We start from the raw sequence: 12311 nt of genomic DNA, 5'->3' as shown, positions 1-12311 counted from the left end.
TACTACCCGCCCTGGCGTAATGCGGCGGTGACGGCGGCGACCGTCTCGTCCAGTGGGATCTGCCGCTGGTCACCGGTGGCCATATCCTTCAGGCCGATGGTGTTCTCGGCCAGGTCACGGTCACCGAGCACCAGGGTCAACCTGGCGCCGGACTTATCCGCGGCCTTCAGCGACCCCTTGACGCCCCGACCACCGTAGGCCAGATCGACCCGAATGCCCGCCGCCCGCAGCTGTGCCGCGAGCACGACCAACCGCTGTTTGGCCGCATCACCGAGCGATACGCCGTAGACCTCACACCGCGCCGGATCGCCCGCCGACTTGCCCTCGGCCTCCAGCGCCAGAATCGTGCGGTCCACGCCGAGCCCGAATCCGATGCCGGACAACGGTTGTCCGCCCAATTCGGCCATCAGCCCGTCGTAGCGGCCGCCGCCGCCGATACCCGACTGCGCCCCGAGCCCGTCGTGCACGAATTCGAAGGTTGTCTTCGTGTAGTAGTCCAGGCCGCGCACCATTCGCGGATTCACCACATAGGGCACGCCGAGCGCGTCCAGATACCCGAGCACCTGCTCGAAGTGCGTCTTCGCCGACTCCGACAGGTGATCGATCATCAGCGGCGCGCTCGCGGTCATCTCGCGCACCTCGGGTCGCTTGTCGTCGAGCACCCGCAGCGGATTCAGCTGCGCCCGCCGCTTGGTCTCCTCATCCAGCGGCAGCCCGAACAGGAACTCCTGCAACAGCTCTCGATACTGCGGACGACAGGTCTCGTCACCGAGCGAGGTGATCTCCAGCCGGAAACCATCGAGTCCGAGTCCGCGATATCCGGCGTCGGCGATCGCGATCACCTCGGCATCCAACGCCGGATCATCGATACCGATCGCCTCGACGCCGACCTGCTGCAGCTGCCGGTACCGACCGGCCTGCGGACGCTCATACCGGAAGAACGGACCCGAGTACACCAGCTTCACCGGCAGCTGGCCCCGGTCGAGTCCGTGTTCGATGACCGCGCGCATGACGCCCGCGGTGCCCTCCGGTCGTAGCGTGACACTACGATCGCCGCGATCGGCGAAGGTGTACATCTCCTTGGTCACCACATCGGTGGATTCACCGACACCCCGCGCGAACAACGCGGTGTCCTCGAAGATCGGCAGCTCCACATGCCCGTACCCGGCGAGTCGGGCGGCGCGGATCAAGCCGTCGCGCACCGCGACGAACTCGGCCGAACCGGGTGGCACGTAGTCCGGAACCCCCTTCGGGGCGGAGAAGCTGCTGGTCTTGGTCACGATGGTCCAGTTTCCACCACTACGGCCCGTCAAGTCCAACCGGTTTGCCACCGCCAGCGCCTACTTGTCGGTCGCTCGAAAGGATCAGCCGGTTCTTACAGCGTCACGACTGGTCGAAATGGCCTGCTGAGCAGTCTCAGGAATAGATGGCACAATCCTGTGCCGTACGTAACGGATACGGGAGGAACGTGGTAGTGCCGAGCAACGAACAGCGACGGGCAGCGGCGAAACGCAAGCTGGAACGCCAGCTGGCCAACCGGGCCGATCGGGTGCGCAAGCGCAGGCGACTCACGATCGCCGGATCGGCGCTCGGCGTGGTGGTCGTGGCCGCGGCCGCCGTCGGCGTCTACTTCCTGACCAAGAGTGACGATAAGCCCGCGGCCATCAGCTGCGACTACCGCGACAGTCAGAAGCCCGCGGATAAGCCGGTGAACAAGCCGCGTACCAGCGGCATCGAGAACACCGGCGACAACGCGAGCCTCAGCGTCAGCATGGAGACCACCCAGGGCCCGATCGGTCTGACCCTGGACAATGCCAAGGCGCCGTGCACCGTGAACAGCTTCGCCAGCCTGGCCGGTCAGGGCTACTTCGACAACACCATCTGCCACCGCATGACCGCGGACGAGGGCCTGAAGGTGCTGCAGTGCGGCGACCCGACCGGGACCGGCACCGGCGGTCCGGGCTACCAGTTCGACAACGAGTACCCGACCAATCGCTACAACCCCGCCGACCCGGCATTGCAAAAGCCGATGGATTACAAGCGCGGCACACTCGCCATGGCCAATGCGGGTCCGGATCCCATGACCGGCGGCGGCACCAACGGCAGTCAGTTCTTCGTCGTCTACGGCGATTCGCAACTGCCGCCGAACTACACCATCTTCGGCACCGTCGATCCGGACAGCATGGGCACGCTGGACAAGATCGCCACTGGCGGTCAGGACAACTCCAACGGCCAGGGTGACGGCAAGCCCAATCTCCCGGTAACCATCCAGTCGGTCCGCATCGACTGAAGCGACACGCCCGATCCGGAAACTCGCTTCGTTCGGGTCGGCTGCGCAAGATGGGCAGCGGACCCGAACCATATCTCCGACCAAGCCAGGGTAGGCGACCCTAATCGTTCGGTAAGGTTGCACTAAGACCGGAGATCCTCCGAAGCTTTCCCCTGTCCGCCGGAATTGTGCGATATATGCTGTTAAGCGGCACGCCCACACGGTTGGTGCCGAGCTTTCTCGGGTAATCTCGAATGAAGGAGAACGCGTAGCGCAGCCATTCCTGATCGGACGATCCCCACCGGGAGTGCCGCGCGATGAGTCCTCTGGGTGTCCACGTTTGCAGGCGGGGCACCGCCGTGGCGGACTACAGTTCGACATGGCGGCGTCCGTGACGAAGCACCACAACATCCATAGTGATCACTGCAGCATCGGGGAGCAGCCATGTCCGAGGAACTGGACGACATCGGCCGGGAAACCGCGGCCATGATGAAGACCGCATTGCAGCTTGCGACCTTAGTCGCGCTGCGGACCCGTGAGCGTGGTCAGAAAGAAGCCGAAGCCCGCGTCAAGATCACCGAGGCCCGCATCAAGGAGGCCAGGGAGCTTCAGATCCGGGAGGCCCGCGACGCCAAGGCGAAGGACCCACGCAATCTCGAACTTGCCCGCATGGTCGAGAAATCGGTTCCGGCCAAGGGTATTTCACTGGAGAAGGATCGTTTCTCCGCACAGGCCGAGGCCACCCGGATGGCCGCGACCGCGTCGGCTCAGTCCAAACCGCTCGTCCGCTACGACTCCCAGGAACGTCGGCAGGCGATCGCGGCGCATCTCGCCCGGATCGGTATCGCACCGGAACTGGCGGCGGTACGGATGCTCATCGAAGTAGGCCAGGGGCAACCGCCCGAAGAAGCGGTACGCATTCGCGACGAAGCCGCCCGTGCGGCCGCCGCCCGAGGTCGGGAACAGGACGCACGCGGTTTGGAACGCGTCCGACAGTAGGCTCGCTGCACCGGAAACCGAAAACGCCCGCTGAAATCAGCGGGCGTTTCGACGTTTTCGGCCTTCAGATGCGGAAGTCGCCGATAGTCGGATCGCCGAAGAGCCCCTGGGCCGGGGACTTCAGCGGCAGGGGGCTCAGCATGTCCTTGTGGCCGTTGCGGACACTGCAGTACTTGAACGGTCCACGGGGATCGAAGAGTTTGGTCATATGCGGATCGGCGTGGTCGAGGAACCAGATGCTCAATCCGGTGCTCGGCTCGAGTCGGTAGTGCTCCCATGCGCGCCAGAGCGCATCTAGTCGCGCCACCGCCTCGGCATGCTTCCACCACTCCGGGCACCACACCGTTTCACTGATATCGGTGACCTGACGCCGGTACACCAGGCTGAGGTAGTTCTCGACGAACTCCACGACGTTGGTGTAGATCATGGGCTGTTCCTGCTGGTCGGTCACAGCTGCACCTCGCTGGCGCTCGGTTCCGCTGCGACCGATGGTGCTGTGCTCATGGTTCGCTCGCTACGCTCGCTCACAGTGGCCGGACCTCCTCGATTTGACCGTATTCGGGTGGCGGAGCAGCCTTGGTCAGGTTGGGCGAGCCGAACAGGTCGGCGATCTCGGTCTTACGCCCCGGAAGATGGTGCGAGATCGACTTCTTCACATCGTCAGCGTAGTCGCCCTCCCACCAGGGCACGGTACGCACGAGCACCGCGGGCTGGCCGGAGGTGAAGACGATCGCGCGGCCCTGCGGCAGGGTTGCCAGCGCGTTCACGGTGAACGTCTTGGACGAACCGAGTGAGCGCGAATAGCTCTTGCCGCCTTTGGATTCCGAGACCGAGGACGAGATCGCGTCGTATTCGCCGATCGCCTCGGAGCGGTCGCGCAGGAAGTTCATATCGTCGACGCCCGGACCGAGCACCTTGATATTGGCCGCCGACCACAGCGCCAGCATGCCGTCATCACCCCAGCAGCGCGCGCCCTGGGCCCAGGACTGCAGCACCGTCATCACCACGATGCCGCGCGAGCCGAAGTGACTGTACTGCTTGGGCAAATCCTTCCAGCGCACCACATTCGCCGCCTCGTCCAGGACCGCGAGCATCGGGATCGGCAGCCGACCGCCGGGCGAATGCGTGGCCTTGCGCATGGCCACATCGACCACCGCCTCGGTCAGCGCACTGACCAGCGGTGCCGCCGAACCGCGGCCCTCCAGCGAGAGGCTGTACAGAGTGCCGTTGTTCTCGATGAATTCGAGCTCGTCGAACTGCATGCGGTTGTCGCCCGGCAGGATCCACGGGTGCACATTGGACAGCTGCAGGCAGCGGATCATTTTCTTCGCGGTGCCGAAAATGCCGCTCTTGGTGCGGGGATCGGCGTTGTACTGCATCGCAAGACCGGAGGCGGTGTAGTGCTTGCTCGCATTGCGCAGCAGCTCGATGGGCTCGGCATCGTTGGGATTGGTCACCCAGTCCCAGACCTGCACGATCGGGCGACCACCGAGCGCCGCGGCCAGGAACAGTCCGGCGAGCAGGTCCTCGGCCTCCGGATCGAAGAACACATCGCCCTTGGCATCGGAACCGTTGTCGGCGTCGGCGAAATGTCCGGCCAGCCGCGCGGCCCGCATCTCCGCACCGTCGTGGTAGGCGTCGACCCAGGCGAGTGGATCCCAGAACCAGGTCGGTTCCTCCCCCGCGACACCCTGCGGATCGAAGACGAAGGTACGACTTCCCTTGGCCTCGCGCACATCTCGGGTCGCGTCGACCACGTCGCGCTTATTCGAGGTGGACAGCACGGGGCCGATCGCGGTCAGGATGGCCGGAATCACCCGGGAGGTCGATTTGCCCTGTCGCGGCCCCCAGATATCCAGGTGCAGATCCTCATAGGAGCCGTAGAGCATTACGCCATCGGCAACGCCGACGCCGATCGGCACGCCCGGACTGTCGTTGTAGCCGAGCCGAACGCCGAGCATCTCGGCCTTGTCCCGCACGCCCTTCTCGGTGAGTGACTTGATGGCATCGCCGCTACCCATCACATCGGCCTTGTCGTCCACGGAAAGCCGCCCGACCGACCGACGTGCGGCGAGCCGCTTGCGCACCAGCACGAACGCCACGATCGCCGCGACCACGAGCAGCACGATCACCGTAGAAGCCCGCGGCCAGTGCAATTTGCCCTTGACCAGATCGGCGACGATCGCGATCGGGTTCATCGGAATGTCCTGCGGGGTGACAGCCATCGCGTTGCCGAGATGCAGGGCGATCCACAGGGTTCCGAGAGTAGCGAAACCGGCGTAGATCATGTAGAGGGTGATATCGGGTCCGACCGCGGCCGGATCCTGCACCTTCTTCTTTTTCGCCATCTCTGCCTCCTGTTAGGACCTGGCTATGTGGTTGTCGCTGGTGCGGGTTCAGCGGAAGGCGTCGAGCCGCCAACCTTCCGAGGTGCGCACCACGGTCGCGATGACCGTCGCGGGCGGCAGGGATTCCTTGCGCCCGTTCGGGTAGACGACCGTTTGCTCGACCCCGATCTTGAACTGCTGGACATTCGGATCGGCGCTCGTGGGCGGGCGCTCCCCGGATGCGAAGGTGAATGCCTCGATATGCGCCTGCGCCTTGGCCCAGTCCGCCCACTGCAGCGTCGGTTTCGGTGTCTCGATCCCGGTCGGCGTGCTGTCCAGCATGCGGATCAGGCTGGGGCCCAACCATTTCCGCGCACGGGACAGCGACGCGCCCTGGGCCTCGGTGGCGGGCTGCCAGGAGTAGATCTCCTTCAGCGCGGTCACCGCGACGCCCTCGGGCGTCACCGGATCGGGTGCGGGCACACCCTCCAGCAATCGGGTCGTGGACGTGGGCGGCTGCGGCGCACCGGAACCCGACTCCCGATCCGAGCTGGCGCACCCCGCACCCGACATCGCGACGCTCACCACCAGCATCACCACCAGTTTCGCGCGTGCAGTGTTCGACATGCGGCGTTCGCGGGCCCCTTCGTGGTCACGCTCCGCTACCGCCTCCGGGTCCATCGCTCGCGCCGCCGTGTTATTCCAGGCTAGCCGCCGGGACCGACACTTGTGCGGTGCAATCGCCGCACATGCTTCGGCGTGTTCGCCCACCGCGGTATCGGTTGTCCTCACAGCACCCTCCTCCCGCGGCCGTCACCCGGCACCGCGACCTCGGTCACGCCACTGGAATGCCCGTATGCGGCGGGCACGGATTGGATCATTCTGCCGTTGCCGGAATAGATTCCGACCTCGGCGGGGCCGCGTGGGCCGAATGAGCTGAACACCAGATCGCCCGGCTGCAGCTTGCTCAGCGGCACCTCGACGCCCGACTCCCACTGCTGTTCCGCCGTTCGCGGCAACGTCACCGTGCCCGACGACGCCGCGAATACCGCCGCCGAAGTGAGGCCGGGACCGTCCATACCGCCGCCGCTCGGCCCCTGCGGGCCGCCGCCACCCCAGACGTACGGCGTGCCGAGCCACTGCTGCGCCGCCTGGACGATCTGAACGCCGCCGGTACCCTCCTGCGGGGTGAAGCGGCCATTGGAACCCTGGGCGCGGTATTGCGGTTCCATCGCAAGGATATTCGCGACGTAGGGCTGGGTTTCGGCGTAATGCGCGGCCACCTGGTTCGGCATACCGCCGGAGGCAAGCACCGCACCCTCACCGGCGTTGTAGGCGGCCAGGGTCAGCGCGACGACATCGCCCTGCACGCGGCCCTGAGACTCCCACGCCGTGATCTTGTGCGCGAGCGCACACATATAGCGGCCCTGACCGATGATCGCGTCGCCGTCGTCCCATACGCTCGCGACGCCGTTGCCGTCGGCATCGATGACATAGGGCTGACCGTCATCGGGGTCGATACTGGCCGCGGTGCCGGGCAGGAACTGGGCCAGACCCTGCGCACCAGCGGGCGAGGCGGCGCCGCGCCGGAATCCGGACTCCTGCCTGCCCTGTGCGGCCAGCAGCGATGGGGTGATCTGCGGGCAGATGGAACCCGCACGGCGATACCATATTTCGAGTTCCTGGGGCACCTTGCCAGCCGCCAGCGCACCGCCAGCGGTACCGAACCCACGATTGCAGCGCGGATCGGACGAGAAGGCCTGCGCACCACCGACATCCGGGGTCGGAGCGCCGTCGAGCCAGGGCAGCGGGTCGATTTGCCGACCACCGGTGAAGCGTCCGCCGGGCACGATCTCGAAATGCAGGTGCGGACCGCTGGATTCGCCCGCCGACCCGACCTGGGCGATGGGCTGACCGGCCACGACAGTATCGCCCACGTGCACATGCACGCCGCTATCCCACATATGGCCGTAGACGGCCGAATACGCGCGGCCGTTGGTATCGACCGAATCCACGACGATCCAGTTGCCGAAACCCGAAGCGGGACCGGCCGCCACGACCCGTCCGTCGGAGACCGAGTAGATGGTGGTGCCGTCGGATGCGGCGAAGTCCACGCCCTTATGGGTGCCGCCGCGCGCGCCGAATACATCAGACACGGTGAAGGTGCCTGCGGCCAGCGGCAGCGTCCGGCGGATCGGGCCGACGCCCGCGGCCAGCGACGGTGCACCGGTGGCGGTCGAATGGGCTTGGGTGGCAGTCGGATTGCCGGTCGTTCTCGTGGGAGTGGGCGTGCCCGCGACCCGGGAATTACCCGGCGCGTATCCACCGAGCGGCGGCAACACACTCGACGATACGAGCACCGAGGTGCCCTCGCAGTCGTCGTCGACTGCGGGCATCACGATGACGACTACCAGGGTTATCAGCCCGAGTACGCTCGCCAGCGCCACGTACAGGAGGGTCCGTCCGCTCACCGCATCCCCGGCAGCGCCGAACGACCGCGGACCGAACCGAGCAGTTTCATGTTTGCCGCCGAGATTCGTTGAGGGTGTCGGCCAGGGTGCGGTTCATCTCCGCGGCGGCGGCCAATTGTTGTTGTAGCAATGCGACTTTGCGGCGCAGCGCCGTCGCGTCCAGACGCTCCAGACTCGGTCCCTCGGCGGCGCGCACCCAGTTGCGCACCGAGTTGGTGTGCACGCCGATCTGCTCGGCGACCACCCGGCATGCCTCCGATTCACTGCGTAGTTTGCCGGTAAGCGCGATGACCTGCTCGACCGCGGCCTTGCGCACTTCCGGCGACACTCTCCGATAGGACCGGTGCGGCATCATGCGCCCCACCTCCCACAGCCGACCGCCGGTCTCGAAAGCTCTGTTGCTTCGAGCGACCCGCCAGCAGTCACGAGCGGCGCGAGCCCCCTCATGCGGCACTCCCGCTGGGGGAATCGCCGCCACGCGAGGTCGACTCGGTGAACTCGGAGAAGCGCTGGTTGGTTTCGTGGATTCCACTTTCCTTCTCGGACAAGGTGAATTCCATATGGAACGGGATGCCCGGGCGGCGATCCTCACCGATCTTCAGTAGGAATTTGCCGGTGCCCGGTGGTGACGGGCGCAGCTGACCGGGTTTGAGCGCCTCACCCGTCAGCGCTTGCGGTGCGGACCATCCGGTCACCATCTCCTCCTCGGCGGATGTGAACGGAACCACGCTGTCCAGGCGTTTGATTTCCTCGCCGGGCAGCGCGCCGAATATCTTGGCGCGCGCGCGTTCGAGGAAGCCGAGCGCCTTCGCGATGGCGGCTTCCGATCCCAGTGCTTGCAGGTCCTTGATGGTGTGGCTGATCATGATCAGCGCGGTGGCGATGGTGCGCTGCAGGCGGGTCAGCTCATCGACCCGGTCGACCATGAAGTCACCGAGACCGAGCACCTGCCACAGTTCGTCCATCACCACCTGGAAATAGCGCTGCGGGCCGAGTTTCGCGTCGGCGAGCACATGCGCGGCCTCCACCGAGGCGAAACCGTCGGCCCAGCAGGCCAGCATCACGGCGGCCTTGAGCTTCTTGTCGCCGGTGGGGATATGGGATACGTCGATGCAGACGGCGACCGCGCTGGTATCGATCGGAACCGTGGTCTGCCCGTTGAAGATCGCGCCGAACGGACCCTGGGTCAACGCGCGCAGCGATCGGCGCAGGCCCTTGATGGCGACCTGGTATTCGTTCGGATCGTCTGCACCGGCATCGAGCTGCAGTTCGTCACCGCCCGCGACGATCACCTCGAGCAGGTTCTCCATGATGGGCGGTTGGTCGGGTGTGTAGCCGCTGCCCGGTCGGTAGAGGATGCGCAGTGCGGTGGCGATCAGCGTCTCCTCGTAGTCGCGCACCCGCGCGCCGCGCACCAATTCGACCAGACCGGCGATGAGCGTGACCTGGCGGGCACGCAGATCCTGCAGCACCTGAAGTTGCAGTGCCGGAAGCTCGTCCAGCATCGGCACGACCGAACCGAGCACACCCGCGGCGAGCGGGTTGAGCTTGCCGTGGCCGTATCCGAGGTCGATCACCTGGCCGCCGACCAGTTCGACCAGTTTGCGGTAGTCGGGTTTCACGTCGGCAAGGATCAGCGGCGTGATGCCCTGCGCGATACCGCCGAGCACGATCCGGCGCACCAGCGATGACTTGCCGAAACCGTTGAGCCCCAGGACGAAAAGGCTGGGCGCGGTGATGAAGCTGCCGCGCAGGAACCAGTTCATCGGGTCGAAGCACACCGGGGCGCCGGTGTGCAGATGCGAACCGAGCGGGGTGCCGATCAGCGGCGCACCCGCGCCGACCGACCACGGCCACAGACCCGCGACCTGGGCGGTGGTGGCCCGGTATTCGACCGGTCGACCCACGACATTCATCCGGCCGCCACCGGCACCCATATAACCGCGATCGGTGAGTTGGGCTGTGCTGCGGTCGAATCCGTCCTCGAAGACCTGTTCGGCACGGGCCGCGTAGTTGCGGCGGCGAATATCGTCGGTGCGGATCCGGAACGTCGCGAAGGCCGCCCGCAGGCCGGTGCCCTCACGGCTGATCTGCTCGAGTTTGGCCCTGGTCGCATCGTCGAGCAGCGGCGGACCGGACTGTTTGCGCTTGTCCGACCTGGCCTTCGCGCGACGCGCGGCCTTATCCATCTGCGGGGTGCCCATGGCGCGGTCGGCGGTGTAGTCGATCTTCGCCGCGCGCTGTGCCTCGCGACTCGTCCGCGAGCCAGTGCGATCCGGTCGTGCCACGCGTTCCCCCCGTACCGATCGTTGCGGTGCGCCATCGCGCTGCCGAGCGGTCCTGGCGCCGTCCGAACGTCCACGCTCGGCCGAATTCCGTTCACCGCGGCCGTTTTCCGATCTGGCGCGCCCGCGATCGGGGTGCGGCCGATCGGCACGGCCACCGTCCGCGGCTGCGGCGCCGGGTCGCGCCCGCCGCTCGGCCGCATCGCGCGACGGTCGCCGCTCCCGATCGGACGTTTCGCCGATGCCGGTCCGCTCGCCGCCGCTCATCCGCGCCGGGCCCCGCGCGGACCGCCGATCCCGGTCGGGCATCTCCTCGATACCCGAGCGCTCGACCCGGCCCCCGGTGGGCCGCTGCGCACCTTCGTCCGAGGGCCGCTCCCATCCCGCGTCCTCGGGGCGCCGCTTGCGCCGCACCGGCACTTCGTCCCGTTCGCGCACGGGTGGCTCGTACTCACCTGCCATGTATTGCTCACCCCGCCAAGGCTTTCGGAATTGTCGCGTGCTCCGGCAGGATCACCCCGCAACCGAGCGAGGCCGCGAAGGCCGCCGCCTGATAGCGGTAGCACCGCCGGATCTTCAACCGCGCCTGCGTGGACAGGTCGCGGGTAATGGCTTCGATGCGCGGCAGATCGCCGCGCAGGGGCTCGGTGATGGTCACCAGCGCCCCGAAGCGGGTCACACCGTGACCCCGGGCTTGTTCCTCACGGGCCTGCTGGGTGGCGCCCACCCGCAGGGTCGCGGCCGCCGAGACGACACCGCGTTCACTCTGCTGAGCCACCAGCGCGTTCTTGAAATCGTCGTCGACGATTTCGGCGGCGTCGGCGGCCGAATGCGGACGGTACACGATGGCGATGCGCTTGCGCGGCACTTCGGGATTCGGCGCGAGCAGCCGCTGCAGCACGCGCTCGTCCACCGCGCCCTCGGGTGCGGCGTCCATCTCCCAGGTGACCGAGCGGCCACCGTCGTGCACCAGATGATCCCACTTCTCGTCGTGCGAAACCGGTCCGGCATCGGCCCAATCCAGCCCGTGCCCTTCGGGTTCGCCCGCCGCGACCTCGAGATCGGCCTGCGAGGCCGGATCGTAGCTGCGCCGGATGAACGAGATGACCTCATCGGCCGACATCGGCTGGGCGCGCACGCCAGCCTCGGCCAGCGCGGCACAGATGCCGGGGAGCCTGCGCCCGATCTCGACCGCCTCCTCGGCCGGATTCTTGCGCCGCTCGGCGGTAGTCGCCTTGAAGGTGATCGCGACGCGCGGCAGCAACTGCACCCGTTCCTGCGGCAGCTCGGTGGCGAGTTCGTACATCACCTGCTGCGCCAGCTCCGGCGCTTCCGGACGGGTGATCGTGGCGACCTCGGTGAGCAGCCGGTTACCGGTCTCGGGCACCGTATCGATCACCGGGACGACGGCGACGATGTCACTGGTCTGGCCGACCGAGGCGAGGAAGGTGCCCCAAGCCGAGACCCAGCGATCGATGACCGGCTGGTCCACCGCCTCGTGTCCCTGCGGCCAAGCCCGCAAAACCACTGTGTACTGGGCGAATTGCGGTAGGTGGATCATGCCGAAGCTGTAACCGCCCGCATCGATGCCCTCGTAGAGCTTCGAGGGCGCGAGCAGACCGGGTAGCCGTGTGACACCGCCCGGAATCCGGGAGAACCGGCCGCCGCGATACACATGCTCACCGCGGTTGCGGGAGCGCATCCAGTTGAACATCATCAATCCGTTCTCGTATCCGGAGCGGCCCCCTGTCCGCCACACCAGTGGAACCATCACGACGACGCCGGTGCCGCCCACGATCAGACCCCACTTGAAACCGCCGACCATGGCGCAGATCAGAGCCGTGATCACGACGACGAAGCCGATGACGGTCTCTTCCCAGCGCAGACCGAAAAGGCCTGCGCTGCGCGGCTTCTGCCACAGCCCGTACGAGCGGCGCTCGTAGGTATCGCTGGTCGTCAT

10 protein-coding genes are annotated in these 12311 nt (G+C 66.7%); 2 read left to right on the top strand and 8 right to left on the bottom strand.

Annotated features, from left to right (window positions below; translation table 11 throughout):
* Positions 1-2 precede the first annotated feature (2 nt).
* Positions 3-1280 (bottom strand): histidine--tRNA ligase, encoded by a 1278-nt coding sequence (gene hisS / locus ACQP1T_RS14875; protein WP_433760780.1) that lies wholly within the window; start codon positions 1278-1280, stop codon positions 3-5.
* 194 nt (positions 1281-1474) lie between these two features.
* On the opposite strand from hisS, the gene ACQP1T_RS14870 reads away from it, so the two are divergent.
* Positions 1475-2290, top strand: coding sequence for a peptidylprolyl isomerase (locus tag ACQP1T_RS14870; protein WP_433760779.1), 816 nt, complete (start codon positions 1475-1477; stop codon positions 2288-2290).
* A gap of 423 nt (positions 2291-2713) precedes the next feature.
* The gene (locus tag ACQP1T_RS14865) at positions 2714-3268 is read left to right on the top strand and encodes a hypothetical protein (protein WP_433760778.1); all 555 of its coding nucleotides are present in this window, start codon (positions 2714-2716) and stop codon (positions 3266-3268) included.
* A gap of 64 nt (positions 3269-3332) precedes the next feature.
* Here the strand turns inward: ACQP1T_RS14865 and ACQP1T_RS14860 are convergent, their stop codons facing one another.
* The 7 genes from ACQP1T_RS14860 to ACQP1T_RS14830 all read right to left on the bottom strand — a co-directional run bounded on the left by ACQP1T_RS14860 (position 3333) and on the right by ACQP1T_RS14830 (position 12311).
* Positions 3333-3719 (bottom strand): DUF4913 domain-containing protein, encoded by a 387-nt coding sequence (locus ACQP1T_RS14860; protein WP_245672630.1) that lies wholly within the window; start codon positions 3717-3719, stop codon positions 3333-3335.
* Between the two features lie 73 nt (positions 3720-3792).
* Positions 3793-5616: a type IV secretory system conjugative DNA transfer family protein gene (locus tag ACQP1T_RS14855; protein WP_433760777.1), complete on the bottom strand. Its 1824-nt coding sequence runs from the start codon at positions 5614-5616 to the stop codon at positions 3793-3795.
* 48 nt (positions 5617-5664) lie between these two features.
* Positions 5665-6222, bottom strand: coding sequence for a hypothetical protein (locus ACQP1T_RS14850; RefSeq protein ID WP_433760776.1), 558 nt, complete (start codon positions 6220-6222; stop codon positions 5665-5667).
* Positions 6223-6383: 161 nt separating this feature from the next.
* Positions 6384-8066, bottom strand: a complete 1683-nt coding sequence (locus tag ACQP1T_RS14845) for a peptidoglycan DD-metalloendopeptidase family protein (RefSeq protein WP_433760775.1) — start codon at positions 8064-8066, stop codon at positions 6384-6386.
* A gap of 46 nt (positions 8067-8112) precedes the next feature.
* Complete coding sequence (locus ACQP1T_RS14840) at positions 8113-8421, bottom strand: transposase (RefSeq protein WP_040692310.1); 309 nt, start codon at positions 8419-8421, stop codon at positions 8113-8115.
* An 88-nt stretch (positions 8422-8509) separates the two neighbouring features.
* Positions 8510-10813, bottom strand: coding sequence for a hypothetical protein (locus ACQP1T_RS14835; protein WP_433760774.1), 2304 nt, complete (start codon positions 10811-10813; stop codon positions 8510-8512).
* Positions 10814-10820: 7 nt separating this feature from the next.
* On the bottom strand, positions 10821-12311 hold the full coding sequence (locus ACQP1T_RS14830; protein WP_433762205.1) for an SCO6880 family protein: 1491 nt from the start codon (positions 12309-12311) through the stop codon (positions 10821-10823).

This window comes from Nocardia sp. CA-135398, assembly GCF_050955845.1.
GTDB lineage: Bacteria > Actinomycetota > Actinomycetes > Mycobacteriales > Mycobacteriaceae > Nocardia.
The sequence above is the reverse complement of the archived record's forward strand: the minus strand, read 5'-3'. Positions and strand labels throughout refer to the sequence as shown.

Excerpts from the sequence above, each read along its gene's own strand:
- ACQP1T_RS14850 (WP_433760776.1), bottom strand. The coding sequence starts at position 6,222 with ATGTCGAACACTGCACGCGCGAAACTGGTGGTGATGCTGGTGGTGAGC.
- ACQP1T_RS14830 (WP_433762205.1), bottom strand. The coding sequence starts at position 12,311 with ATGACGACCAGCGATACCTACGAGCGCCGCTCGTACGGGCTGTGGCAG.
- ACQP1T_RS14840 (WP_040692310.1), bottom strand. The coding sequence starts at position 8,421 with ATGATGCCGCACCGGTCCTATCGGAGAGTGTCGCCGGAAGTGCGCAAG.
- ACQP1T_RS14835 (WP_433760774.1), bottom strand. The coding sequence starts at position 10,813 with ATGGCAGGTGAGTACGAGCCACCCGTGCGCGAACGGGACGAAGTGCCG.
- ACQP1T_RS14855 (WP_433760777.1), bottom strand. The coding sequence starts at position 5,616 with ATGGCGAAAAAGAAGAAGGTGCAGGATCCGGCCGCGGTCGGACCCGAT.
- ACQP1T_RS14865 (WP_433760778.1), top strand. The coding sequence starts at position 2,714 with ATGTCCGAGGAACTGGACGACATCGGCCGGGAAACCGCGGCCATGATG.